23 protein-coding genes and 1 tRNA gene are annotated in these 24,785 nt (G+C 56.9%); 6 read left to right on the top strand and 18 right to left on the bottom strand.

Annotated features, from left to right (window positions below; all coding sequences use genetic code 11):
* Positions 1–2: 2 nt before the first annotated feature.
* The 18 genes from nuoL to rpsO all read right to left on the bottom strand — a co-directional run bounded on the left by nuoL (position 3) and on the right by rpsO (position 16,778).
* The gene (gene nuoL / locus MPZ60_RS05690; protein WP_177340986.1) at positions 3–2,039 is read right to left on the bottom strand and encodes an NADH-quinone oxidoreductase subunit L; all 2,037 of its coding nucleotides are present in this window, start codon (positions 2,037–2,039) and stop codon (positions 3–5) included.
* 30 nt (positions 2,040–2,069) lie between these two features.
* Entirely contained in the window at positions 2,070–2,378 is a 309-nt protein-coding gene (gene nuoK, locus MPZ60_RS05685) for an NADH-quinone oxidoreductase subunit NuoK (RefSeq protein ID WP_003057821.1), read from the bottom strand.
* Positions 2,375–3,055, bottom strand: a complete 681-nt coding sequence (locus MPZ60_RS05680) for an NADH-quinone oxidoreductase subunit J (RefSeq protein ID WP_003076492.1) — start codon at positions 3,053–3,055, stop codon at positions 2,375–2,377. Before MPZ60_RS05680 ends, nuoK begins: the two co-directional genes overlap by 4 nt.
* Positions 3,056–3,089: 34 nt before the next feature.
* Entirely contained in the window at positions 3,090–3,599 is a 510-nt protein-coding gene (nuoI, locus tag MPZ60_RS05675; RefSeq protein ID WP_003057824.1) for an NADH-quinone oxidoreductase subunit NuoI, read from the bottom strand.
* 11 nt (positions 3,600–3,610) lie between these two features.
* On the bottom strand, positions 3,611–4,687 hold the full coding sequence (gene nuoH / locus MPZ60_RS05670) for an NADH-quinone oxidoreductase subunit NuoH (protein ID WP_003057825.1): 1,077 nt from the start codon (positions 4,685–4,687) through the stop codon (positions 3,611–3,613).
* Complete coding sequence (gene nuoG, locus MPZ60_RS05665; protein WP_034359793.1) at positions 4,684–6,801, bottom strand: NADH-quinone oxidoreductase subunit NuoG; 2,118 nt, start codon at positions 6,799–6,801, stop codon at positions 4,684–4,686. The genes nuoH and nuoG overlap by 4 nt, the downstream gene beginning before the upstream one ends.
* 23 nt (positions 6,802–6,824) lie before the next feature.
* Positions 6,825–8,189 (bottom strand): NADH-quinone oxidoreductase subunit NuoF, encoded by a 1,365-nt coding sequence (gene nuoF, locus MPZ60_RS05660; protein WP_003064388.1) that lies wholly within the window; start codon positions 8,187–8,189, stop codon positions 6,825–6,827.
* Positions 8,186–8,677, bottom strand: a complete 492-nt coding sequence (gene nuoE, locus MPZ60_RS05655; protein WP_003057829.1) for an NADH-quinone oxidoreductase subunit NuoE — start codon at positions 8,675–8,677, stop codon at positions 8,186–8,188. The genes nuoF and nuoE overlap by 4 nt, the downstream gene beginning before the upstream one ends.
* Positions 8,674–9,927 (bottom strand): NADH-quinone oxidoreductase subunit D, encoded by a 1,254-nt coding sequence (locus MPZ60_RS05650; protein WP_003076498.1) that lies wholly within the window; start codon positions 9,925–9,927, stop codon positions 8,674–8,676. The genes nuoE and MPZ60_RS05650 overlap by 4 nt, the downstream gene beginning before the upstream one ends.
* 29 nt (positions 9,928–9,956) lie before the next feature.
* Positions 9,957–10,568: an NADH-quinone oxidoreductase subunit C gene (locus MPZ60_RS05645; RefSeq protein ID WP_012837316.1), complete on the bottom strand. Its 612-nt coding sequence runs from the start codon at positions 10,566–10,568 to the stop codon at positions 9,957–9,959.
* Between the two features lie 9 nt (positions 10,569–10,577).
* On the bottom strand, positions 10,578–11,057 hold the full coding sequence (locus tag MPZ60_RS05640) for an NADH-quinone oxidoreductase subunit B family protein (RefSeq protein ID WP_003057832.1): 480 nt from the start codon (positions 11,055–11,057) through the stop codon (positions 10,578–10,580).
* Between the two features lie 22 nt (positions 11,058–11,079).
* On the bottom strand, positions 11,080–11,439 hold the full coding sequence (locus MPZ60_RS05635; RefSeq protein ID WP_003064381.1) for an NADH-quinone oxidoreductase subunit A: 360 nt from the start codon (positions 11,437–11,439) through the stop codon (positions 11,080–11,082).
* A 74-nt stretch (positions 11,440–11,513) separates the two neighbouring features.
* Positions 11,514–11,598: transfer RNA gene (locus tag MPZ60_RS05630), tRNA-Leu, on the bottom strand.
* Between the two features lie 120 nt (positions 11,599–11,718).
* Positions 11,719–12,114, bottom strand: a complete 396-nt coding sequence (gene secG, locus MPZ60_RS05625) for a preprotein translocase subunit SecG (RefSeq protein WP_003064379.1) — start codon at positions 12,112–12,114, stop codon at positions 11,719–11,721.
* A gap of 57 nt (positions 12,115–12,171) precedes the next feature.
* Complete coding sequence (tpiA, locus tag MPZ60_RS05620) at positions 12,172–12,918, bottom strand: triose-phosphate isomerase (RefSeq protein ID WP_034359791.1); 747 nt, start codon at positions 12,916–12,918, stop codon at positions 12,172–12,174.
* Positions 12,915–13,922, bottom strand: coding sequence for an NAD(P)H-quinone oxidoreductase (locus MPZ60_RS05615; RefSeq protein ID WP_034359789.1), 1,008 nt, complete (start codon positions 13,920–13,922; stop codon positions 12,915–12,917). Before MPZ60_RS05615 ends, tpiA begins: the two co-directional genes overlap by 4 nt.
* A 131-nt stretch (positions 13,923–14,053) precedes the next feature.
* Positions 14,054–16,306, bottom strand: a complete 2,253-nt coding sequence (gene pnp / locus MPZ60_RS05610; RefSeq protein WP_034359786.1) for a polyribonucleotide nucleotidyltransferase — start codon at positions 16,304–16,306, stop codon at positions 14,054–14,056.
* A 205-nt stretch (positions 16,307–16,511) separates the two neighbouring features.
* Positions 16,512–16,778 carry a 30S ribosomal protein S15 gene (gene rpsO / locus MPZ60_RS05605; protein ID WP_003057844.1) on the bottom strand — a complete coding sequence of 89 codons (267 nt, stop codon included), beginning with the start codon at positions 16,776–16,778 and terminating at the stop codon, positions 16,512–16,514.
* 597 nt (positions 16,779–17,375) lie between these two features.
* Here rpsO and MPZ60_RS05595 point away from each other — a divergent pair.
* The 6 genes from MPZ60_RS05595 (at position 17,376) to MPZ60_RS05570 (ending at position 24,781) form a co-directional block, all read left to right on the top strand.
* Positions 17,376–17,981, top strand: coding sequence for a GspH/FimT family pseudopilin (locus MPZ60_RS05595; protein WP_034359785.1), 606 nt, complete (start codon positions 17,376–17,378; stop codon positions 17,979–17,981).
* Between the two features lie 67 nt (positions 17,982–18,048).
* Complete coding sequence (locus tag MPZ60_RS05590) at positions 18,049–18,621, top strand: GspH/FimT family pseudopilin (protein WP_165571733.1); 573 nt, start codon at positions 18,049–18,051, stop codon at positions 18,619–18,621.
* A complete protein-coding gene (gene pilV / locus MPZ60_RS05585; protein ID WP_034359783.1) occupies positions 18,612–19,259 on the top strand; it encodes a type IV pilus modification protein PilV in 648 nt (215 codons plus the stop codon). The genes MPZ60_RS05590 and pilV overlap by 10 nt, the downstream gene beginning before the upstream one ends.
* A 56-nt stretch (positions 19,260–19,315) precedes the next feature.
* Positions 19,316–20,191, top strand: coding sequence for a PilW family protein (locus MPZ60_RS05580; protein WP_242607111.1), 876 nt, complete (start codon positions 19,316–19,318; stop codon positions 20,189–20,191).
* Positions 20,192–20,220: 29 nt separating this feature from the next.
* Positions 20,221–20,991: a PilX N-terminal domain-containing pilus assembly protein gene (locus MPZ60_RS05575; protein ID WP_034359780.1), complete on the top strand. Its 771-nt coding sequence runs from the start codon at positions 20,221–20,223 to the stop codon at positions 20,989–20,991.
* 97 nt (positions 20,992–21,088) lie between these two features.
* Positions 21,089–24,781, top strand: a complete 3,693-nt coding sequence (locus MPZ60_RS05570; RefSeq protein ID WP_034359778.1) for a pilus assembly protein — start codon at positions 21,089–21,091, stop codon at positions 24,779–24,781.
* Positions 24,782–24,785: the final 4 nt, after the last annotated feature.

Raw genomic sequence — 24,785 nt, 5'->3', positions numbered from 1 at the left:
TACTACTTGTTGAGCCACACGAAGTACGTCATGAGGGCAACGATACCCAGCAGCATGACCAACGCGTAGTGATAGAGATAGCCTGTTTGCAGGCCGCGCACCCACTGACCGAACTTGGCCATGAGCTTCCAGGAGCCGTTCACGATGGCGCCATCGATGATGGCCTGATCGCCGGCCTTCCAGAAGAAGGTACCGAAGGCACGGGAGCCGCGGGCGAAGATGTTCTCGTACACCCAGTCCACGCCGTACTTGCCTTCCAGAACCTGGTAGAGACCAATCTTCTTGGAGAAAGCCATGATGGCGGCAGGAATCTCGGGCTTGACCATGTAGAACACATAGGACACCACCACACCGGCCAGAGCCAGCCAGAACGGTGCAGCCGTGAAGCCGTGCAGTGCCATGGGCACCCAGCCGTGGATCTTCTCGGCCAGTTCGGCCATGGCGCCATGCTTGGAGCCATCGACGTGGATCACGCCCTTGAAGAAGTCGCCAAACAGCATGGGCATCAGCGCAATCGCACCGATCACCACCGAAGGAATGGCCAGCAGCACCAGAGGACCGGTCACCACCAGAGGCGACTCGTGGGGCTTGGCATCATGGCCATGGCCGTGGTCGTCATGACCGTGGTGGTCATCATGGTGGGCATCGGGGTTCTGGTCGTAGCGCTCCTTGCCGTGGAAGACGATGAAGTACAGACGGAAGGAGTAGAAAGCCGTGATGAACACACCGGCCAGAACTGCAAAATTGGCAAAGCCGGCAGCAGGCAGGTTGGAAGCGTGAACCGCCTCGATGATGGCATCCTTGGAGTAGAAGCCCGAGAAGAACGGCGTGCCGATCAGCGCGAGGTTACCCAGCAGGAAGGTGATCCAGGTGATGGGCATGTACTTGCGCACGCCGCCCATCCAGCGGATGTCCTGATTGTGGTGCATGCCCATGATGACGGAGCCGGCACCGAGGAACAGCAGCGCCTTGAAGAAGGCGTGGGTCATCAGGTGGAACACGGACACCGAGTAGGCCGACACACCCAGAGCGATGGTCATATAGCCCAGCTGGGACAGCGTGGAGTACGCAATCACGCGCTTGATGTCGTTCTGGATGATGCCCAGGATACCCATGAACAGCGCTGTGATGGAGCCGATCACCAGGATGAAGTTCAGCGCAACATCCGACAGCTCATACAGAGGAGACATGCGCGACACCATGAAGATGCCAGCCGTCACCATGGTCGCTGCGTGAATCAGCGCGGAGATAGGCGTGGGGCCTTCCATGGAGTCCGGCAGCCAAGCGTGCAGCGGAAACTGTGCCGACTTGCCCATTGCGCCGATGAACAGGCAGATGGCAGTCACGGTCACCAGCAGCCAGCCCGTACCGGGCAGCTGGGTGTTCTGGATCTCTGGCAGCTTGGCAAAGATTTCAGAGTAGTTCAGCGTGCCGGTGTAGGCAGCAATCAGGCCGATACCCAGAATGAAGCCGAAGTCACCCACGCGGTTGACCAGGAAGGCCTTCAGGTTCGCGAAGATGGCCGTAGGCTTCTTGTAGTAGAAGCCGATCAGCAGATAGGACACCAGGCCCACGGCTTCCCAGCCGAAGAACAGCTGCAGCAGGTTGTTGCTCATCACGAGCATCAACATGGAGAAGGTGAACAGCGAGATATAGGAGAAGAAACGGTTGTAGCCGTCATCCTCTTCCATGTAGCCCATGGTGTAGATGTGAACCATCAGCGACACAAAGGTCACCACGCACATCATCATGGCCGTGATGGAGTCGATCAGGAAACCGACTTCCATCTTCAGGCCACCGACAACCATCCAGGTGTAGATGGTTTCGTTGAACTTTGCGCCGTCGAACACGACAGCCTTGAACGTGAGGGCCGACAGAACGAAGGCCAGGAGCACGCTCAGAATCGTCAGGGAACTGCTGCCGGTGCGACCAATCTTGTTGCCGCCAAAGGCCGTGCCCCAGATACCCGCGAGTGCGGAGCCGACCAGCGGTGCCAACGGCACCGCAAGCAGCATGGATGCAGAAAGGGTTTGACTCATTTCTTGAGAACCTTGCAAGTTACGGCGGACTCAACCCTTGAGGGCGTTGAGATCTTCCGCATCGATGCTTGTCTTGTTACGGAACAGCAGCACCAAGATCGCCAGACCGATGGCCGATTCAGCAGCAGCCACTGTCAGGATGAAAAACACGAACACCTGGCCGTGCATGTCGCCCAGATAGCTGGAAAACGCGACAAAGTTCATGTTCACGGCCAGCAGCATCAGCTCGATGGCCATGAGCAAGACGATCAGGTTCTTGCGGTTCAGAAAGATGCCAACCACGGAGAGTGCAAACAGCATGGCACCCAGCGTCAGGAAGTGGCCCAAAGTCAGCGTCATGCTTTTGTCTCCACAGCAGGCGCTGCAGCCGCGGCTTCAGCGTCAGGTTTTTGTGCAGGCTTGGTGCTGTCGACCTTGACCAGCTTGATGCGGTCAGAGGCGCGTACACGAATTTGATCTGCAGGGTTCATGGCCTTGCTGTCCTTGCGCTTGCGCAGCGTCAGGGCAATTGCGGCAATCATGGCCACCAGCAGGATCACGGCCGCAATTTCCACGGGATACAGGTATTCCGTGTACAGCAGCTTGCCCAGAGCCTGTGTGTTCGAGTAAGGAACGGTCTGGCCGGCGGCATTGACCATGGTCGCACCAACAGCCTTGGCGTCTTCGACATCACCGAAACCGCCCATCAGCACCATGCCCATTTCAAAGGCGATCAGCACACCGATCAGGGCGGCGAACGGGAAATGCTTCCAGAAACCGCGGCGCATGGAGTCGATACGGATATCGAGCATCATCACCACGAACAGGAACAGCACCATCACAGCGCCCAGATAGACCAGCACCAGAGCGATGCCGAGGAATTCAGCCTTGAGCAGCAGCCAGATGGCGGCAGCCTGCGAGAAGGCCAGAATCAGATTGAGCACGGCGTGCACAGGGTTGCGAGCCGTGACAACCCGGAAGGCTGCAAACAGCAGCACGACCGAGAACAGATAGAAAAAACCAGTTTTGGCGTCCATGGATCGAATCTTTTCAAGTGATCAAGGAGCCGCTTCAGCGGTACTTGGCATCTGCTGCCTTGTTGGCAGCGATCTCGGCTTCATAACGGTCACCCACTGCCAGGAGCATGTCCTTGGTGAAGTAGAGATCACCGCGCTTTTCGCCGTGGTATTCGAAGATGTGCGTCTCCACGATGGAGTCCACCGGGCAGCTTTCTTCGCAGAAGCCGCAGAAGATGCACTTGGTCAGATCGATGTCATAGCGCGTGGTACGGCGCGAGCCGTCGTCACGCACATCGGACTCGATGGTGATGGCCATGGCAGGGCACACGGCTTCGCAAAGCTTGCAGGCAATGCAGCGCTCTTCGCCGTTTTCGTAACGGCGCAGGGCGTGCAGACCACGGAAGCGTGGCGACTGAGGTGTTTTTTCCTCAGGGAACTGCACCGTGATCTTGCGACGGAAGGTGTAGCGGCCAGTCAGGGCCATGCCCTTGGCCAGTTCCCAGAGCATGAAGCTCTTGAGGAAATCCTTGAAGGAGAAAGGTGTTGCAGCTACTGCAGACATACGTACTCCGCTTATTTCCAGATGTTCCAGGGCGAGTACAGCCAAGCACCCACAACCACCAGCCACACCAGGGTGACGGGAATGAAGATCTTCCAACCCAGACGCATGATCTGGTCATAACGGAAGCGCGGGAAGGTAGCGCGAATCCAGATGAAGCACGACACCACCAGGAAGGTCTTGATCGCCAGCCAGATCCAACCGGGGATGAAACCCAGGAAGTCGAACGGAGGCAACCAGCCGCCCAGGAACATGATCACGGCCAGGATGGAGACCAGCCACATGCTCGCGTATTCGGCCAGGAAGAAGACCGCAAAGCCCATGCCCGAGTACTCGACCATGTGACCTGCCACGATTTCGGCTTCGCCTTCGACCACGTCAAACGGGTGACGGTTGGTTTCGGCAACGACCGAGATCAGGTAGACGATGAAGATGGGCAGCAGGGGCAGCCAGTTCCAGGACAGGATGCTCATGCCCATGGATGCGAACTGACCTTGACCCTGGCTCATCACGATGGCCGAGAGGTTCATGCTGCCCGTGACCATGATGACCACCAGGAAGCAGAAGCCCAGCGCGATTTCGTAGCTCACCATCTGGGCCGAGGCACGCAGCGCGCCCAGGAAGGCGTACTTGGAGTTGGAAGCCCAGCCCGCAATGATCACGCCATAGACTTCGATGGAAGTGATGGCCATGAGCAGCAGCAGACCTGCATTCACGTTGGCCAGGGCCACATCGGGGGCAAAGGGAATCACCACCCAGGCCGCCAGGGCCGGCATGATGGCCATGACGGGGCCCACATAGAACAGGCCCTTGGCAGCTGCCGTGGGCTGAATCAGTTCCTTGGTCAGCAGCTTCAGGCCGTCAGCCAGAGGCTGCAGCAGACCCGAGGGACCCACGCGGTTGGGGCCCAGACGGATTTGCATGAAACCCAGCAGCTTGCGTTCCCACAGCGTGAGGTAGGCCACGGCACCCATCAGGGGAGCCACGATGGCCACGATGCCGAGCAGAATCCAGATGACGGGCCAGGCCACATCGGTCCAGAAAGGAGCGGCGGACAGGCCCGCGCCCCAGGCTTTCAATGCGTCGATCATGCGGCGCCTCCCTCACGAACCTGACGAGCGTCAGCCGTCAATTGCAGCGACGTAGCGCGGCGCACGATGCTGTCGAGCTGGTAAATGCTGGCGACTGCAGGCGCAGTCACATTGCCGGCGGGCACTGCGCTCACGGCCTGGGCCGCGTTGCTCAGCACATTGGCTGGCACTTGGGCAGCGCCGCCGGTGGCCTCAGCCAGCACGTCCTGCGACGTCTCATAGTCCACGCCCGGCACACCCATCAGGTTGGCCAGTACGCGCAGCACCTTCCATGCGGGACGCGTGTCGGCCAGAGGCTTGACCACGGCGTGGAAGCTCTGCAGACGGCCTTCGGCGTTGACAAAGCTGCCCGAGGTTTCCGTGAACGGAGCAATGGGCAGCAGCACATCGCTGAATTCCAGATTGGCCTTGAAGGGGCTCAGAGTCACCACCATCTCGGCCTTGTTCAGACCAGCGATGGCGGCCTTGCCAGCAGCGCTGTCGAACTCGGGCTCGTTGTTCAGCAAGATGGCAGCCTTCAGGCCACCGTCAATCATCTGAGCCGCATTCAGACCGTTGCCAGCAGGCATGGCCTTGACCCATTGCGCGCCCACGGTGTTGGCGGCTTCGGTCAGATAGCCCACGGCAGCACCGGTCTGTTCGGCAACCCAGCTGGCCAGAGCCAGCAGTGCAGAAGCCTGAGCATGGTGCGCTGCGGCATTGCCCAGCAGCACGGCCTTTTGCTCGCCGGCCAGCAATGCAGCGGCAATCGCCTTGGCTTCGTCATGGGCCTGACCGGCCACGGGTGCCGAGACACCCTTGGCTTCGGCCACGGCAGCGGCCACATCGGCCAGAGCCTGAGCCCAGTCGCCGGCAGCGACCACCGATGCGTTGACGGGCAAGGCCCAGTCATGGATGCGATCGTTGATGGCGAAGACCTTGCAGCCCTTCTTGGCAGCCTGGCGAATGCGCTGTGCGAACAGCGGATGGTCCTTGCGCAGGTTGGAGCCCACGATCAGAGCGGACTGCAGATTGCTCAATGCAGCGATGGGCAGACCCAGCCACTGCACGCCTTGCGTGGCAGCGAACTCGGCATTGCGCAGACGGTAGTCGATGTTCTCGCTACCGATGCCGCGCACCAGCTTGCCGGCCAGGAACAGCTCTTCCACTGTGCTGTGAGGGCTGACCAGAGCGCCGATGGCGCTGGCGCCATGGTTGCTCTTGATCTGCTGCAGGCCGTTGGCCACATATTCGAGGGCGGTCTGCCAGTCGACTTCCTTCCACTCGCCGCCCTGCTTGAGCATGGGCTTGGTGAGGCGTTCGTCGCTGTTCAGCGCTTCATAGGAGAAGCGGTCGCGGTCGGCAATCCAGCATTCGTTGACTTCTTCGTTCTCGAAGGGCACAACGCGCATGACCTTGTGGTTCTTGACCTGAACGATCAGGTTGGAGCCTGTGGAGTCATGGGGAGCCACCGACTTGCGGCGCGACAGTTCCCAGGTACGGGCGCTGTAGCGGAAGGGCTTGCTGGTCAACGCGCCCACGGGGCAGATGTCGATCATATTGCCCGACAGCTCGGAGTCCACGCTATCGCCCACCACGGTGGTGATCTCGGAGTGCTCGCCGCGGTGAATCATGCCCAGTTCCATGACGCCGGCCACTTCCTGGCCAAAGCGCACGCAACGTGTGCAGTGAATGCAGCGGCTCATTTCCTCCATGGAAATCAGCGGCCCCACGTTCTTGTGGAACACCACGCGCTTTTCTTCTTCGTAACGCGAAGAGCTGCTGCCATAACCCACTGCCAGATCCTGGAGCTGGCATTCGCCGCCCTGGTCGCAGATGGGGCAGTCCAGCGGGTGATTGATGAGCAGGAACTCCATCACCGACTGTTGTGCCTTGATGGCCTTCTCGCTCTTGGTGCGCACGATCATGCCTTGCGTCACTGGCGTGGCGCAGGCGGGCATGGGCTTGGGAGCCTTTTCCACATCCACAAGGCACATGCGGCAGTTGGCCGCAATGGATAGCTTCTTGTGGTAGCAGAAGTGAGGAATGTAGGTGCCGGCCTTCTCGGCTGCATGCATGACCATGCTGCCTTCCGTCACCTCGACCTTTTTTCCGTCCAGTTCAATTTCAACCATATGCTTGTCTCGCGATCAGGCGCTCATGCTGCCTGTTTGGAAGCGTTCTGGATCTTCGCTTCGAACTCGTGGCGGAAGTGCTTGATCATGGCGCGAACCGGCATGGCTGCCGCGTCGCCGAGCGCACAGATCGTGCGGCCCATGATGTTCACGGATACCGAGTCCAACAGCTCGATATCTTCCGGACGGCCTTCGCCGTGCTGAATACGGTTCACCACGCGCCACAGCCAGCCCGTGCCTTCACGGCAGGGCGTGCACTGGCCGCAGGACTCGTGCGAATAGAAGTACGACAGACGCAGCAGGCACTCGACCATGTCGCGCGAATCATCCATCACGATCACGGCGCCCGAACCCAGCATGGAGCCGGCCTTGGAGATGGAGTCATAGTCCATCGTGCAGTCCATGATGATGTCGGCAGGCAGCACGGGCGACGAAGAGCCGCCGGGGATCACGGCCTTGAGCTTGCGTCCGGTGCGCACACCGCCGGCCAGCTCCAGCAGCTTGCTGAAAGGCGTGCCCATGGGAACTTCGTAGTTGCCGGGCAGGTTCACGTCGCCGCTGACCGAGAAGATCTTGGTGCCGCCGTTGTTGGGCTTGCCACATTCCAGATAGGCCTGGCCACCGTTGCGGATGATCCAGGGAACGGCCGCAAAAGTCTCGGTGTTATTGATGGTCGTGGGCTTGCCGTAGAGACCGAAGCTGGCGGGGAATGGCGGCTTGAAGCGGGGCTGACCCTTCTTGCCTTCCAGCGATTCCAGCAGCGCGGTTTCTTCGCCGCAGATGTAGGCGCCAAAGCCATGGTGGGCATGCAGCTGGAAGCTGAAGCTGCTGCCCAGGATGTTGTCACCCAAGTAGCCGGCCGCACGGGCTTCTTCCAGGGCCGCCTCGAAGCGCTCATAGACTTCGAAGATCTCGCCGTGGATGTAGTTGTAGCCGATGCTGATGCCCATCGCGAAAGCGGCAATGATCATGCCTTCGATCACGATGTGCGGGTTGAACATCAGAATGTCGCGGTCCTTGCAGGTACCGGGTTCGCCCTCGTCCGAGTTGCAGACCAGGTGCTTCTGACCGGGGAACTGGCGTGGCATGAAGCTCCACTTCAGGCCCGTGGGGAAGCCCGCACCGCCACGGCCGCGCAGACCGGATTCCTTGAGCGTCGCGATGACCTGATCTTGCGTCAGGCCTTCGCCGCCATCCTTGCCCAACAGCTTGCGCAGGGCCTGATAGCCGCCGCGTGCTTCATAGTCCTTGATGGACCAGTTGCTGCCGTTCAGATCCGCATAGATCTGGGGATTGATGTGACGGTCGTGGAAGCAGGTTTCATTGCCGGTCGATGCGAACTTGGCCAGCACGGCATTGGCGGCAGGATTGTTCAGAATCGTGCTCATGCCTTGCCCTCCGCTGCGCGCAGGCCGTCGACCAGCTCGTCGAGCTTTTCATTGCTCATGAAGCTGCACATGCAACGGTCGTTGACCAGCATCACGGGCGAATCGGCGCAGGCGCCCAGGCACTCGGACTGCTGCAGCGTGAACAGGCCATCCTTGGTGGTCTCGCCCATCTTGATGCCCAGCTTGTGCTCCAGGTGGTGCAAGGCCTTGTAGCCGTCACGCAGCTGGCATGGCAGATTGGTGCAGACATTGAGCTTGTACTTGCCAACGGGTTGCTGGTTGTACATGTTGTAGAAAGTGGTGACTTCGTGCACCGCAATCTCGGCCATGCCCAGGACTTCGGCAATCACTGCCTCGCTTTCCTGGCTGACCCAGCCCTGCTCCTGCTGCACGATAGACAGGCAAGCCATGACGGCAGACTGTTTCTGGTCAGCCGGATACTTTGCCACCTCACGCGCAAAGCGTTCTCTGGTCGCTTCGGTAATCATCGGTCAACGTCTCCAAACACGATGTCCAGGGTACTGAGCACCATCACGGCGTCAGCCAGCATATGGCCACGGCTCAGTTCATCGAGAGCAGCCATGTGCGCAAATCCTGGTGGACGAATCTTCAGTCGATAGGGCTTGTTGGCACCATCGCTGATCAAATAAATGCCGAACTCACCCTTGGGATGCTCGACGGAAGCGTAAGCCTCGCCTTCGGGAACCTTGAAGCCTTCGGTAAAGAGCTTGAAGTGGTGAATCAGCTCTTCCATGTTGGACTTCATGGCTTCACGGCTTGCGGGCGCAACCTTGTGATTGTCCGTGATCACCGGGCCGGGATTGACACGCAGCCAGTCCACGCATTGCTTGATGATCTTGTTGGACTCGCGCATTTCGGCCATGCGAACCAGATAGCGGTCGTAGCAGTCGCCCGTGGCACCCACCGGAATATCGAAGTCCAGCTTGTCGTAGACCTCGTAGGGCTGGGTCTTGCGCATGTCCCAGGGCAGGCCCGAGGCACGCAGCATGGGACCGGTCAGACCCAGATTGATGGCGCGCTCAGCAGACACCACACCGATGCCGACGTTACGCTGCTTCCAGATGCGGTTGTCGGTGAGCAGGGTTTCGTACTCGTCCGCACACTTGGGGAAGCGCTGCGTGAAAGCATCGATGAAGTCCAGCAGCGAGCCCTTGCGGTCTTCGTTCATAGCCTCCATGGAGCGCACATTGCGCACCTTGCTGGCCTTGTACTGGGGCATGCTGTCCGGCAGGTCGCGATACACGCCACCGGGACGGAAGTAAGCCGCGTGCATACGCGCACCCGACACTGCTTCGTACATGTCCATCAGCGCTTCGCGCTCGCGGAAGCTGTAGATCAGGATGGTCGAGCTGCCGGCATCGTTGCCCGAGGAACCCAGCCACATCAGGTGATTCATGATGCGGGTGATTTCCGAGAACATCACACGGATGTACTGGGCACGGATGGGCACTTCGATGCCCATCAGTTTTTCAATGGCCAGGCAGTAAGCGTGCTCGTTGCTCATCATCGAGCAGTAATCCAGGCGGTCCATATAGGGCAGCGACTGGATATAGGTCTTGCTTTCGGCCAGCTTTTCGGTCGCGCGGTGCAGCAGACCGATGTGCGGGTCGGCGCGCTGCACCACTTCGCCATCGAGCTCCAACACCAGACGCAGCACACCGTGCGCTGCCGGGTGCTGCGGACCAAAGTTCAGGGAATAGTTCTTGATTTCAGCCATGGTCTTCCGTCAAAAGGCGACGTGCGCCTTTAGTGCAGGCCTCCGCCGTAGTTTTCTTCACGAATGATGCGCGGCGTGATTTCGCGAGGCTCGATCGTGACGGGCTGGTACACCACACGTTGCTGTTCGGCGTCGTAGCGCATTTCCACGTGACCGGACAGGGGGAAATCCTTGCGGAATGGATGGCCGATGAAGCCATAGTCTGTCAGGATACGACGCAGGTCTTCGTGACCTTCGAACACGATGCCGAACAGATCGAAGGCTTCGCGCTCGAACCAGTTGGCCGAGTTCCAGATGGGGTTGATCGAGGCCACCACGGGGAAGTCGTCGTCGGCGCAGTACACACGCACACGCAGGCGCTGGTTCAACGTCAGAGACATCAGGTGGGATACAACGGCAAAACGCGGACCGTCCTTGCCGACTTCCGCATAAGTGGAATAGTCCACGCCGCACAGATCCAGCAGCATCTCGAACTGGCAGTCCGGGGCATTGCGCAGAATCTGCATCACGTCCAGATACTTGTCAGCGGATACTTCCACCGTCACTTCGCCATAGGCCAGAGTGACGGAGCGCACCCTGTCACCCAAGGCAGCAGTAACCACATCCCGAAGCTTCTCGGGGTGAATTGCAATTGCAGTCATCTCAGCCCTTTAAACGCGAGCGATGGTGTGGGTACGACGAATCTTCTGCTGCAGCTGGATGATGCCGTAGATCAGCGCTTCCGCTGTCGGGGGGCAACCAGGCACATAGACGTCGACGGGAACAATGCGGTCGCAACCACGCACCACCGAGTAGCTGTAGTGGTAGTAACCGCCACCATTGGCGCAGGAGCCCATGGAAATTACCCAGCGCGGCTCGGACATCTGGTCGTACACCTTGCGCATCGCGGGAGCCATCTTGTTGCACAGCGTACCGGCAACAATCATCAGGTCAGAGTGGCGGGGGCTGGCACGGAACACTTCGGAGCCGAAGCGACCGATGTCATAGCGGGCAGCTGCTGCGTGCATCATCTCCACCGCACAGCAGGCCAGGCCAAATGTCATGGGCCAGATCGACCCTGTCTTGGCCCAGTTCACCACCGTGTCATAACTGGTGGTGACGAAGCCTTCCTTCATCACGCCTTCGATCATCGTGTTTCCTCAGAAAAGCTGCTTATTCCCAATCCAGGGCGCCTTTTTTCCACTCGTAGGCAAAGCCCACGACCAGAATGGCCAGGAAAATCAGGACAGCAACAAAACCCACGCCGCCGACATCTTTGAGTGCGACAGCCCAGGGCAGCAGAAATGCGATTTCCAAGTCGAACAGAATGAACAGGATGGCGACCAGGTAGTAGCGCACATCAAACTTCATTCGAGCGTCTTCAAACGCCTCGAAACCGCATTCGTAGGGGGAGTTCTTGGCAGCATCAGGGCGGTTGGGACCCAGCACGTAGCCGAGCACCAGGGGTACAACACCCACAGCCATGCCAATAAGAATGAACAGAAGAACGGGAAGGTACTGATCGATGTTCATCGAGTGGGCCTTGTTATGAAAACATGCCTCACCGATCACTGCCTGATCAGCAGGGCAGGTTTTTAGTTATGTGTTGGTGCCGTCGGCGAGACTCGAACTCGCACAGCTTTCGCCACTACCCCCTCAAGATAGCGTGTCTACCAATTCCACCACGACGGCTTCGTCTCAAAGTCCGGCAATCCCTGGAACCTTCGTTGCAAAGATTCTGATCCCCAGACAATCCCTAGATTCTAGCCTGAAAAACCCCACTCTTTGGGGTTCTTCAGGATTTTCTCCAAATTATTTCGTTGGGATCTGGGCTGCGCCCTCAGCACCAGCCGCTGGAGCAGCAGGAGGCACGGCTGCATCGCCGGCAGTTGCGGGCGACACATTGGCAGCAGGCGCAGGAGCCGAAACAGGAGCAGCGCCTTCCAGCACACTGCCCGAGCTCACTGGGCGAGCATTGCCCAGATAAGCCAGAGCCAATGTAGCCACGAAGAACACGGTGGCCAGAGCCGCCGTGGAGCGCGACAAGAAGTTGGCGCTGCCCGAGGCGCCAAACAGGCTGCCCGACGAACCGCTGCCAAAGGAAGCCCCCATATCGGCACCCTTGCCGTGCTGCATGAGGATGAGGCCGATCATGCCCAGAGCGGCCAGCATCTGGACCGCGAGAATGACGCTGGAAAAGACGTTCATATCAAAACCTAAAAGTCTGAATCATTGCGCACCACACCGGAGTGCGGCGCAGACGAATTATTGCGCTGCCGCAATAATGGTGAGGAAATCCGGGGCCTTGAGAGCAGCGCCACCGATCAGGCCACCGTCAATATCGGCCTGAGCCAGCAGCTGCGCCGCATTGCCTGCATTCATGCTGCCGCCATAAAGCAGAGGCACGCGATCAGCCTTGTCGCTGGCCGCCGCCAGCTGCGCCCGCAGCACGGCATGCACCTGTTGGGCCTGCTCGGGAGTGGCAGTCTTGCCGGTGCCTATGGCCCAGACAGGCTCATAGGCCACAACCAGCTCGCTCACGCAGTGGCCGACCTGATGAATCACGGCTGCCAGCTGACGCTTGACCACGGCCTCGGTCTGGCCCGCTTCACGCTCCGCCAGGGTCTCACCCACGCAGACGATGGGCGTGATGCCCTTGGCCAGCGCAGCCTGGGCCTTGGCAGCGACCACCGCATCGGTCTCGCCATGATATTGACGACGCTCGGAGTGCCCGACCAGCGCATAGCGCACGCCGAACTCCTTGAGCATGACAGCAGAAGTTTCGCCCGTGAATGCGCCCTGCTCGTGCTGGGACACATCCTGTGCGCCCACACCAATGGATGTCCCCGCAAGTTCCGCCTGGACTTGAGCCAGATAGGGCGCAGGAGCAGCCACGGCCACGCCCGCCTTGTTGCCAGCAGGCAAGCCCTGCTTGATGGCCTGCAACAAAGCAGCATTGGCAGCCAGGCTGCCGTTCATCTTCCAGTTGCCAACAATGAGTTTTTGCTTCATGTTTCCCAAGTCAAAACGATTTTTCCGGTGTGCTGGCTGGATTCCATCAGCGCATGAGCCTGCGCCGCATCAGCAGCATCGAATTCACGATAGATGGCTGGGCGCACCTTGCCGGACTCCAGCAGGGGCCAGACATTGCGCTTGAGCGCCTCGGCGATCGCCGCCTTGAAGGCCACGGAGCGCGGGCGCAACGTGGAGCCGGTCACGGTCAGTCGCTTGCGCAGCACCAGGCCGGCATCGAACTCGGCCTTGACGCCACCCTGCACCGCAATGATTACCAGGCGACCATCAGGAGCCAGGCATTGGACTTCGCGCGCCACATAGCTGCCGGCGACCATATCGAGAATGACGTTGACGCCCTCACCTGCCGTGATGCGCTGCACTTCTGCCGCAAAGTCCTGTGTCTTGTAGTTGATGGCGTGGTCGGCACCGAGCTTGAGGCAGTCATCGCACTTGGCATCACTGCCCGCCGTGACAATGACCGTCGCGCCCCAGGCCTTGGCCAGCTGAATCGCCGTCACGCCAATGCCGCTGCTGCCGCCCTGCACCAGCAAGGTTTCACCGGGCTGCAGAGCCCCCCGGTCAAACACATTGCTCCAGACCGTGAAAAAGGTCTCGGGCAAGGCAGCCGCCTGCACGTCGCTGAAGCCCGCCGGCACCGGCAGGCACTGGTCCACGGGCGCAGCGCAGAAACTCGCATAGCCGCCACCGGCCACCAGCGCGCAGACGCGGTCGCCAAGCTTGAAGCCCGCCTTGGCCATGGCCGCCTCGTCGCCCGCCACGATCGCACCCGCCACCTCAAGCCCCGGAAGATCGGAGGCTCCGGCAGGCGGCGCGTAATGACCTTTGCGCTGCAGCACATCGGGGCGATTGATGCCGCTCGCGGCAACGCGAATCAGCACCTCCCCCTCAGCCGCCACCGGCATGGGACGTACACCCATGCGCAGCACGTCTGGCGCACCATAGCTGGTGATTTCCACCGCTCGCATTGTGTTGGCTTCCATAGTCAGGCTTTGCTCTATCAAAGAAATCAAGCTCAAACGCTTATACAGAAAGCGCTAGCAGCTACAAAATCAGGATCAACCAGCAAACGACAAAACAGGAGACCGCCTCGCGGCGGACTCCTGCTCAGCCATTACTGCTGCTGTTGCTGCTGCTCGTCAGCGGCTGCGCGGTTTTCACGTGGCTCGCGATTCTCGCGGGGTTCGCGATTCTGGCGAGGAGCACGTTCGCGGTACTCGCGATCGCCACGGGGTTCGCGCGGCTCGCGGGGCTCACGCTCGGGCATGCCGGCAGGACGCTCGGTCAGCGCCTTCATGGACAGCTTGACGCGACCCTTGTCGTCAGTTTCCAGAACCTTGACCTTAACCACTTGACCCTCTTGCAGGTAGTCGGTGACCTTTTCCACGCGCTCGTGAGCAATCTGGCTGATGTGCAGCAGACCGTCCTTGCCGGGCAGCAGGTTGACCAGGGCACCGAATTCCAGGATCTTGACGATGGGGCCTTCGTAGATCTTGCCGATCTCGACTTCGGCCGTGATCTGCTCGATGCGCAGCTTGGCGGCTTCGGCCTTGGCGCCATCGGTGGCGGCAATGGTGATGGTGCCGTCTTCCTCGATGTTGATCTGGGTGCCGGTCTCTTCGGTCAGCGCACGGATGGTGGCGCCGCCCTTGCCGATCACGTCACGGATCTTCTCGGGGTTGATCTTCATGGTGTAGAGCTTGGGCGCGAAGCTGGAGACTTCGGTCTTGGCTTCGCCCATGGCTTCCTGCATCTTGCCCAGGATATGCATGCGCGCTTCCTTGGCCTGAGCCAGGGCAACCTGCATGATTTCCTTGGTGATGCCCTGGATCTTGATGTCCATCTGCAGGGCTGTGATGCCGTTGGTGGTACCTGCCACCTTGAAGTCCATGTCACCCAGGTGATCTTCGTCACCCAGGATGTCGGTCAGCACGGCAAACTTGTTGTCTTCCTTGATCAGACCCATGGCGATACCGGCCACATGCGCCTTCATGGGCACGCCGGCGTCCATCATGGACAGGCAGCCGCCGCAGACCGAAGCCATGGACGAGGAACCGTTGGACTCGGTGATTTCCGACACCACGCGGATGGTGTAAGGGAACTCTTCCTTGGTCGGCAGGCAAGCCGCCAGAGCGCGCTTGGCCAGACGGCCGTGGCCGACTTCACGGCGCTTGGTCGAGCCCATGCGGCCCACTTCACCGGTGGCAAAGGGAGGCATGTTGTAGTGGAACAGGAAGCGGTCTTCGAACTCGCCAGCCAGCGCATCGATCTTCTGAGCATCGCGCTCGGTACCCAGCGTGGAGATCACCAGGGCCTGGGTCTCACCACGCGTGAACAGCGCGGAGCCGTGAGTGCGGGGCAGCACGGAGGAACGGATCTCGATGGGGCGCACGGTACGGGTATCGCGGCCGTCGATACGGGGCTCGCCCGCCAGGATCTGCGAACGCACGATGCCGGCTTCGATGTCGAACAGCATGCCTTCGACCTTGACGCCGTCGAACGCCACGCCTTGCTCGGTCAAGGCGGCCTTGACATCAGCGTATGCAGTGCGGCAAGCCAGGGTACGCACCTGCTTGTTGCGCTCCTGGTAAGCGGCGCGCAGCTTGGCTTCGCCCAGCTCGGCCACCTTGGCGATCAGCGCTTCGTCCTTGGCGGGAGCAGTCCAGTCCCATGCGGGCTTGCCGCCTTCACGCACCAGATCATGGATGGCGTCGATGGCGATCTTGCCTTGCTCGTGACCGAACACCACGGCGCCCAGCATCACTTCTTCAGGCAGTTGCAGGGCTTCGGATTCCACCATCAGCACGGCGGATTCGGTGCCGGCAACGACCAGATCCATCTGAGAATCCTTGCGCTGGGTCTGACCGGGGTTCAGCACATATTCGCCGTTGATGTAACCCACGCGAGCAGCACCGATGGGGCCGCTGAAGGGAATGCCGGACACAGCCAGGGCCGCCGAAGTGGCGATCATGGCAGCGATGTCGGCGTCGACTTCGGGATTCAGCGAAATGGTGTGGATGACCACATGCACGTCGTTGTAGAAGCCTTCGGGGAACAGGGGACGGATGGGACGGTCGATCAGACGCGATGTCAGAGTCTCCAGCTCGGAAGGCTTGGCTTCGCGCTTGAAGAAGCTGCCGGGGATCTTGCCGGCGGCATAAGTCTTCTCGATGTAATCAACGGTCAGGGGGAAGAAGTCCTGGCCGGCCTTGGCGATCTTGGAACCCACGACAGTGGCCAGCACCACGGTGTCGTCGATGTTGACCAGCACGGCGCCGGAGGCCTGGCGCGCGATTTCGCCGGTTTCCATGGTGACCGTATGCTGGCCCCACTGGAAGGTCTTGGTAACTTTGTTGAACATGGTCATATTGACTCCTTTATGAATAGCTGGATGCGCTTATCCAGTCTTGATTTGGAGTGCAAACAGAACACGATGCCATTCCAGTGCTACGCTACGCGCTACAAATAGTGCAGCATTGGAATGACACAGCTTCGCTCTGTTTTGCGAACTCCGAAGTAAAAAACGCCTGAGCTAGGCAATCTAACTCAGGCGTTTCGATCTTTCACCGTGCTTACTTGCGCAGGCCCAGCTTGGCGATCAGTGCTGTGTAGCGGTCAGCATCCTTGGACTTCAGGTAGTCCAGCAGCTTGCGGCGACGGCTCACCATGCGCAGCAGACCGCGACGACCGTGGTGGTCCTTGGCGTTAGCCTTGAAGTGGGGAGTCAGTTCGTTGATGCGAGCTGTCAGCAGAGCCACTTGCACTTCGGGGCTACCAGTGTCGTTTTCGGAACGAGCATTGGCCTTGACAACTTCAGCCTTCTTATCGGCAGCGATCATTTTGTTTTCCTTAGGATTTGGCACTCGACGAGGAGCACCTTGGTTACTTGCGCCAAGGCTGGAAAGGCCTCAGCGTGCGTCTTGCACCATGCAAAACCCGGCGATTATATCAAGAGGCGATTTATCCTCCATGCAATAGCACGACTGGGCACAAGACCAAGGCTGGCAAACCCGCTTGCCCGCTCCTGAGCGAGACTCGGACAATGCGCCCATCACCTCCAGCCGGGGATCTGCAATGATCAGCTTTTCTAGACGCTATTCGTTTGCCAGCCTCTGCACTGCGGCCCTGATAGTCTTCGCTCTCGCAGATCAGCCAGCACTCGCAGCCAACGCAGGCCAGCGCAACCACAAAGCAGCCAAGAAGCAAAGCGGCAAGGTCAAGATCCAGAACACCCGCAGCAGTTCGGAAGAAACTACCGCCGAACGCGATAGACGACTCTATCGGGAATGCCAGGGAAGACCCAACTCCGGGGCATGCGCGGGGTACGCCTACCCGGCTTCCGGCCGCCGCCGCTGAAAGCGACCACCGATCTCCCCATCAAGACCACTCATCCAGTCACAAAGCATTCGGCATGCAACGAAACGTAATATGCCAGCATGCCCAATTTGCCCCTCATTCGTCACCATTTTTCCAGAGGCTTCACAGCCATTGAACTCATGGTCACGGTTGCCATTCTGGCCGTTTTGGCCGGCCTTGCCGCGCCCAGCTTCAATCCAATCATTGAACGCTGGCAAGTGCGCCAGGTTTCGGAAGAGTTGCAGTCCACGCTGTACTTTGCGCGGTCGGAGGCGGTCAAGCGTGGGGGGGGGATTGCCATTCTCCGGAACACCAGCACCGATGGATGCACGATTTCCGACACTGACACGGATGCATGGAATTGCGGGTGGCTCGTATTTGTCGACAAAAACAGCGACGGCGTCAAAGACAATGGTGAAGAGGTTCTTCAGCAAACACCTCCTCCTCGCCGCATTAAAGTCAAGCTCACAAGTATCAATAGCAGCACCGGACAGGACAGCGGAAGCCTGACCAAGCCTGTTCAGGTCGATCGCTGGGGTCAGCTTACAAGCAACAGCGTATCTTTTTTCGCCTTCCGCCTAACGCCTTTGGATAGCAGCAACGCAGAAGCCAGTGCCAGCTCGCTTTGCGTGAGTGGCAGCGGGCGCATCAAGCGTATGAATTCAAGCACCGTCGCCTGCACCTGAGAAAGCCCATAGAGGAACAGCAATGCAGCCCGGCCACATAGCTCGTGATTCTTGATAAGGAGTCCGCGTGTCTTGCCCTACCAGCTGCAGTTGCCAAAGGCAATTTTCATCTCGTGGAATCACGGCCATTGAGATGCTGGTGACCATAGCAGTGCTGGCCGTCTTGACTGCAATTGCGGCACCCAGCTTCAACCCCTTATTTGATCAATGGCGCGTATATCAAGTGACTGAGGCGATGAAATCCAGCTTGATGCTTGCCAGATCCGAAGCCATCAAACGTGGTGGCAAGGTCTATCTGGAAAAGCTTCCAAAAACCACCGCCGGATGCGTAACGGATGGAACCACTCAGGACTGGGATTGCGGCTGGGTTGTCTTTGTTGATGCCAATGCCAACAAGCGCTGGAATGCTGGCGAAGAAATTCAGCGCTTCGACACACCCAAGAATATTTTTGTCACCCGAAACCCGTCAGGCGTCACCATTGCCCTGAACCGCTGGGGACAAGCCGACGGAGCCAATCTGCTCAGCTTCTATATATCACCACAAACAACCGGAATCACATCCCCTTCAGCCAAGGGCATCTGTGTCGCCTCGGGCGGCCGAATTCGCGTTATTGATCAAAAAGATATCCCATGCGCCTAACCCATATCTCTCACCATAAAAAGCAGCGCGGCATCACGCTGCTCGAATCAATGATCGCCATCGTTGTGGCCGCACTGGGAATTCTTGGAATTCTTGGCGTTCAAATGCGCACGCTGGCAGACACACAAACCAGCATGCGCCGTGCCCAAGCCATTCGGCTTATTGAAGACTTGAGCGAACGCATGAAAGTCAACCCCAATGCCCTACTTAGCATTAATGAGTACACGTCCTCATTCACCAAGAAGGCTGCTGATTACTCCAGCGCCGATTGTCTGACTGCTGCCTGCACCCCAGTAAAGCAAGCTGATTTTGACTTGAAGCTATGGAAAACCACTCTGCAGCAAACTCTTCCCTTGGGACAAGCCAGCATCTTCCTTGCACCAGGAGAAAGCACCTCCGATGGCAATCGCCGCCAGTTAGGCGTGATTGTTGCTTGGCGCGAAAACGAGCGAGAGGGCACTAAAACCGATGCTATTGATGCCAGCAAGTTGCTAGGCAGTGATGGAAAGCTTGCCTCAGGCACGGATACCGATAACGCCTGCCCAGCAGACTTCACCTGCCACCTTCAATACATCTCCGTTTCCGCACGTTGCGCACCTTATGCCAGCGGCAGCACTTCAACGGCCTACTGCTCATGAATACCTCAAAGCCATTGCCGCAATCGCCTCTGCCTGAAAGAATCTCGCGCAGGCACTTGTCCACCGATTTCCAGTATCAGCGTGGCGTAACCCTGCTGGAAATGCTGGTTGGTCTGATTATTGGTTTACTCGTTGTTGCAGTCGCCATGGGGGCACTCATGGTCTCGCGCAGTGTGACCGGAACAGTCAGCGACGCCAGTGGAATACACCAACAAGGCTCACACATTCTGCGCGTAGTCGGCTCCCAATTACGACAAGCAGGATCGCTTTATTTAAACCCCAACCCTACCGCGGCCCCAGCTTCCGCCAATGATGTACTAAGTGCTGTTGTATTTGAAATCAAAGCATCTGCAAAGGATAAAGGAAATAGCTTTGATCAAACAAACACTCTAAATGGTGGAGCAGACACCTTCACCACTGGCTTTAGACGCTATCAAGATAATGTTTTCTTTTCCAGCAAATCAGGCACCGGCACCGATTTTCTAGCTAGGAATTGCCTTGGATCACCCGCAAACGACAGTCCGGACGAGCGTGCTGAGAGTATTTTCACTTTATCCAAAAATAATCTTCTTTGCGCAGGCAATGGCAGCACAGCACAGCCTATTGCTCAGAACGTTGCAGAGTTTCAGGTGACTTATTTAGTGCAGACACTGGTTGCTGGTACAGGAACTAACATTCAAAGCATCAAAGCAGCAGATATGCCCACAAACGCTGCAGACATCAAATGGCGTCAAGTTCAAGGTGTAGAAGTTTGCTTTGTGCTATATGGTAATGAATTCATTGACCTCAAAGACATCCCTAAAGCAGTAAGAAGCTATACAAGATGCGATGGTCAAAGCCAGGATCCAACAGAACTTACTGATGCACGAAAAAGCAGAGCACACCAGCTATTCCGAAATACGTTTCAGATACGTAGCCAAGGCTTAATCTGATTGATGCGCCCACTCATTCGAAAAATAAAATGGAAAGATACAAAAAATCAAGTACCCACAATAAAAATCAGCAAGGTATCGCTTTGTTTGTGGTGATTATTCTTGTCATGCTCTCCATGCTTTTAGCACTTTGGGCATCTCGTACATCCCTGTTCGGGGAAATGCTTGTAGGCAATGATGCAGACTATCAACGGGCATTTGAAGCTGCTCAGGCCCTTCTACAAGACGCTGAACTTGATATTCGTGGTGAAAAAGCAGATGGAACTCTCTGTGGTGCACCCCCATGCCGTGCGTACAGCAGTGCACTGCAGTTTCCGGCCGACACCAGGGAAATTAACCCCCTTATTACCACATTAGCTGGAATATCAACCCGCTGCAAAGATGCACTTTGCGCAAGACGTGTGGGGCGCCAGGATTTCTGGAATTATATCGACGACAAAACTTCCATTTCACCATCAGCTGATGCAAGTCTTGGCGAAGTTCCACTTTCCGAGATGACCAAAGTGGGAGCTCGCTATGGTCAATTTACTGGTGCAGCCCATACAACGGATAATGGCCAACTCAACCCCATTCTCACAGAAACAGCAGATGACAAAGGTGGCTGGTACTGGATTGAAGTTATGCGTTACAGCGATGCAGCCAAAACAGCAAACCTGATTGTGGATGCAACGACAAGCCAATTACCACTGAATCTGGATGTCTATGTGACATACCGCATTACTGCATTAGCTAAGGGGCGGAAGCAAGGCACCACTGTTGTGCTGCAGGAAACCTATGCCCGTCAGCGCATGAAGGACTAGCTTCACCCAAGGAGGCTCAAAAATTAATAGCTTGAATCACAATCAGCATAAGAGCCTCAAGCCTTTTATTGAATTTTAGAATTTCCAGGAGCACAGTATGCCCTACATTCAGAATTTTCCTTTTAAAAAAAACCTGCTAGCCATTGCGATTGGCACAGCACTGACACCAGCAACAGTCTGGGCACTTGATCTGGTTCAGGAGCCACCACTCCCCACATCAAAATCTGCTTTTGTAGCCCCCAATGTCATCATCTCTGTTGATGATTCTGGGAGCATGCGTTTTGGCGTAAAAACTTCCGACACTGGCTCAACAAATACAGGAAAAGGATATACCGAACCAGACTCCAACGGGAAGTGGAGAGACAATGCACGCCGAATGAATGTCCTTAAATATGCTCTAAATACCATATTCAAAGATGAAGAGTTAATTCCAAAAAATAAGATTAGAATTGCATGGCAGGTAATGCATAACAATGGTAATGCAAGTGGCGCAAAAAATGTCAACAGCTCAAGAATGAATACCAATTCAATGAGACCAATTGACAGCATAGTCAGCTCTCCAAAAACACATAGAGATAATTTTTTTGAATTTATTGACAGCTTAACTCCAAATGATGGAACACCGTCGCACATAATGTTCAGCCAAGCTGATGCTTATATGCGAAGAACACTCAGCAAAAATAGCCCGTGGTCTACTGATCCCGGTGGAACTGGGTCAAAGGCGGAGGAATATCTTGGTTGCCGTCGCAATTATCACATTATGATGACTGACGGACGCTGGAATGGTGATGTCTCAGGGGGCAGTCAAGATGGCAGCAACTGGATTGCCTCTGGTGATAGAAAATACTATGACACCAACTCCAATCAGACAAGAATATATTCAGACACAGTTTCCAACACCTTATCAGATTGGGCATTTAAAAGTTGGATGGACCCTCTGCAAATTGCAAGCAATTTGAAAAACTCCGACAAACTAACCCCATCCAAAGTTTACACGGATGCTCCCGCTGCCGAATTGTTTAGTCAAACCAAAGATGTTCCAATCTACGAAACAAGGCCAACATATGGGCAAAGATGCATTCAATGGGGATGGTCAGGCTGCACAAAGTATGAAACCTATCAAACTGGCACGGAAGAAGTCCAGATTGGGACCAAATCAGAGACAAAATCAGTTAACCTAGAGAAATATTGGAACCCAAAATACAATCCTGCGACATGGCCGCACATGGTCACATATACTATTGGCTTCAGTGATGAGGCTGTAACTTGGCCAGGTGCAAGCGAAATAATCGCACCAACTGAGAAAGTACCTTTTGGATACGACAACGGTTTTAAAGATATAGTTACAGGCTGGCAAAACTGGCCCACCATGAATAATGAGAACAAACGCTCTTTAGATTTATGGCATGCAGCCATAAATGGACGAGGTCGCTATTATGCTGTAACTGAAGCCGAAGACTTAGCAAAAGCCTTTCGCGAAATTATTGGAAAAATCAACGAAGAAAGTGCCCCTCTCCCCGACAAAATCGCAGGTGGTGGCAGCACCAGTGGCTACAGCGTTTCACAAAATAATGCGGGCATCTATGCTTCGGCATATAGCCCAAAAGATGGCTGGAGCGGCTATATCACTGCTACGCGTGCCATTGAACCAGAAAATTACGCTTGCCCAACTAAAGATGATCCCGAGAAAATCTGCATTCGTTTTCCTGATATCGTAGCAGGATGGGATGGAAAAAGCACAGCAGAGCGGCTAGATGCACTGACATCGGTCAATAACCGAAATATCCAGACTTGGAGCGACAGCACTGGCGCAGGAACATCATTCAAATGGACTGATGACTCTGCCATTGCCTATAGCAACGCACAGAAAAAAGCGCTGCTCGGTTTAAACGCTAGCGAGAACGATTCTATCCTCACCTCCCTGGCAACTCTGGGACGAAATATCGTCAACTACATTAGAGGCGACCGATCTCTGGAAGGCACTACCGATGCAGCCCCTCTGCGTGTGCGCACTAGCCGCCAGGGCGATACCGTGAACTCCGAGATCTGGTACACAGGTGCCCCCATCAGCAACTATGCGATGGGCTATGCGGACTTCGTCAAAGCACAAAAAGATCGCGCACATGTTCTATACGTGGGCGGCAATGATGGAATGCTGCACGGTTTTTCAGCCGCCAATGGCTCTGAATTACTTGCCTATGTGCCGCGCGGTGTTGTGGGTGGCTTGAAAAAACTGACGGATAAAGACTATCAACACCAGTATTACGTCGATGGGTCCCCCATGACGGGCGACATCAAGGATGGTGATAACTGGAAGACTATGCTGGTCGGATCACTTGGTGCTGGTGGCAAGGGCTATTTTTTGCTGGATGTAACGAATCCCGGCAGTTTTACCTCAGCATCCGTGGTGAAAGACCGCACTCGTGGCAACACAGAAGCAGTTGACTGCAGCAGCCTGAGCGACACAGCACAGTCGGCCTGCACCTCTGCTGTGGCTGAAGATGGTGATATTGGCAATATTACTTCCCGTCCTGGGCGCAACCCCGCCAGCCTGCAGGAAGCCACTCAGATCACCCGCCTGAACAATGGCCGCTGGGCCGTAGTGATGGGCAATGGTTACAACAGCACCAATCAGCGGCCAGTGCTGCTGGTGCAGTATCTGGATGGCGACAGAGCGCTGAAACGCATTCAAGCCACCACCGCCTCTGCGGGCACAGGCAATGCCAAAGACAACGGTTTGGCATCCCCCGCCTTGGTGGACCTCAATGGGGACGGCAAGACCGATGTGGTCTATGCAGGCGACAACCTGGGCAACCTCTGGAAATACAACCTGACCAGCACCGATGACACCAAATGGGCGGCTGCATATGGCTATGACACACCATTATTCACAGCACGCGGCTCTACCACATTGACAGGAACCACCCGCGACCAAGTGCAACCCATTACAGCCGCCCCCATTGCTCGCGCCAATGACCGCAGCATTATTATCGGAACGGGAGCAGACGCCAAAACAGTACCTATCGGCGGCATGATGATTGCTTTCGGCACAGGCCGTAATGTGACAGCAAACGACCGCAGAACTGACATCGCACAGAACGTGCAAACGCTGTATTCAGTGCTGGACAATGCACGCTACCGAATGAATACCGACAAAACGGCCTTGGAAATCCACCCTGGTACGGGAGATTGCGCAACCAAGTCTGACTGTGTTCCAACACCAGCAGTGGTTGGCACCATGAATAGCACCGGAAAACTACTGGCCAAGCAAAGCATTACTCTGGTAACGGGAGGCAAGGAGGCCGACGACGCCACCATCACCGCCAGTCAAGAGCTAACAGCAACTACTTGGTCAAACTACAAAGGCTGGTACCTAGACTTTCCCGCCACCGGTGAACGACTGCTCAAGCCCATGCAGTTCTTTGACGGCAGCAATATTTTGGCGGTTTACTCGGAGTCTCCCTCCGGCACCAAAAATAGCGAGAGCGACAACATCAACGAAAGTTGTGTCCCCGTCAAAGTGGACACCAGTGCAGGAGCCCAGTGGCGCACACTCGTGAACATCATGGATGGCAAACGCCCCACCATTCAGTTGATAGACACGAACAATGATGGCTCTTACAACGGTGCCGACTTGGGTGTCTCACGAGTTGCTGTAAAGACAGGCACGCCACTCTTGATTTCAAAGCCCAACCGTGTTGCTGATCTCACGGGTGGCGGTGGGCCCCGAGACCACCTGGCTCGCATGCCCGAACAATCCATACGCCCCAGCTGGCGTCAAGTTAAATAATGGG

It is taken from the genome of Comamonas sp. 7D-2 (genome assembly GCF_022749555.1).
Lineage (GTDB): Bacteria > Pseudomonadota > Gammaproteobacteria > Burkholderiales > Burkholderiaceae_C > Comamonas > Comamonas thiooxydans.
This window is presented reverse-complemented; position numbering and strand designations above follow the sequence as displayed.

Bases quoted from the DNA above. Each gene is read 5' to 3' on its own strand.
- nuoL (WP_177340986.1), bottom strand. From the start codon at position 2,039: ATGAGTCAAACCCTTTCTGCATCCATGCTGCTTGCGGTGCCGTTGGCA.
- nuoK (WP_003057821.1), bottom strand. From the start codon at position 2,378: ATGACGCTGACTTTGGGCCACTTCCTGACGCTGGGTGCCATGCTGTTT.
- MPZ60_RS05680 (WP_003076492.1), bottom strand. From the start codon at position 3,055: ATGGACGCCAAAACTGGTTTTTTCTATCTGTTCTCGGTCGTGCTGCTG.
- nuoI (WP_003057824.1), bottom strand. From the start codon at position 3,599: ATGTCTGCAGTAGCTGCAACACCTTTCTCCTTCAAGGATTTCCTCAAG.
- nuoH (WP_003057825.1), bottom strand. From the start codon at position 4,687: ATGATCGACGCATTGAAAGCCTGGGGCGCGGGCCTGTCCGCCGCTCCT.
- nuoG (WP_034359793.1), bottom strand. From the start codon at position 6,801: ATGGTTGAAATTGAACTGGACGGAAAAAAGGTCGAGGTGACGGAAGGC.
- nuoF (WP_003064388.1), bottom strand. From the start codon at position 8,189: ATGAGCACGATTCTGAACAATCCTGCCGCCAATGCCGTGCTGGCCAAG.
- nuoE (WP_003057829.1), bottom strand. From the start codon at position 8,677: ATGATTACCGAAGCGACCAGAGAACGCTTTGCGCGTGAGGTGGCAAAG.
- MPZ60_RS05650 (WP_003076498.1), bottom strand. From the start codon at position 9,927: ATGGCTGAAATCAAGAACTATTCCCTGAACTTTGGTCCGCAGCACCCG.
- MPZ60_RS05645 (WP_012837316.1), bottom strand. From the start codon at position 10,568: ATGACTGCAATTGCAATTCACCCCGAGAAGCTTCGGGATGTGGTTACT.
- MPZ60_RS05640 (WP_003057832.1), bottom strand. From the start codon at position 11,057: ATGATCGAAGGCGTGATGAAGGAAGGCTTCGTCACCACCAGTTATGAC.
- MPZ60_RS05635 (WP_003064381.1), bottom strand. From the start codon at position 11,439: ATGAACATCGATCAGTACCTTCCCGTTCTTCTGTTCATTCTTATTGGC.
- secG (WP_003064379.1), bottom strand. From the start codon at position 12,114: ATGAACGTCTTTTCCAGCGTCATTCTCGCGGTCCAGATGCTGGCCGCT.
- tpiA (WP_034359791.1), bottom strand. From the start codon at position 12,918: ATGAAGCAAAAACTCATTGTTGGCAACTGGAAGATGAACGGCAGCCTG.
- MPZ60_RS05615 (WP_034359789.1), bottom strand. From the start codon at position 13,922: ATGGAAGCCAACACAATGCGAGCGGTGGAAATCACCAGCTATGGTGCG.
- pnp (WP_034359786.1), bottom strand. From the start codon at position 16,306: ATGACCATGTTCAACAAAGTTACCAAGACCTTCCAGTGGGGCCAGCAT.
- rpsO (WP_003057844.1), bottom strand. From the start codon at position 16,778: ATGATCGCTGCCGATAAGAAGGCTGAAGTTGTCAAGGCCAATGCTCGT.
- MPZ60_RS05595 (WP_034359785.1), top strand. From the start codon at position 17,376: ATGCCCAATTTGCCCCTCATTCGTCACCATTTTTCCAGAGGCTTCACA.
- pilV (WP_034359783.1), top strand. From the start codon at position 18,612: ATGCGCCTAACCCATATCTCTCACCATAAAAAGCAGCGCGGCATCACG.
- MPZ60_RS05575 (WP_034359780.1), top strand. From the start codon at position 20,221: ATGGAAAGATACAAAAAATCAAGTACCCACAATAAAAATCAGCAAGGT.
- MPZ60_RS05570 (WP_034359778.1), top strand. From the start codon at position 21,089: ATGCCCTACATTCAGAATTTTCCTTTTAAAAAAAACCTGCTAGCCATT.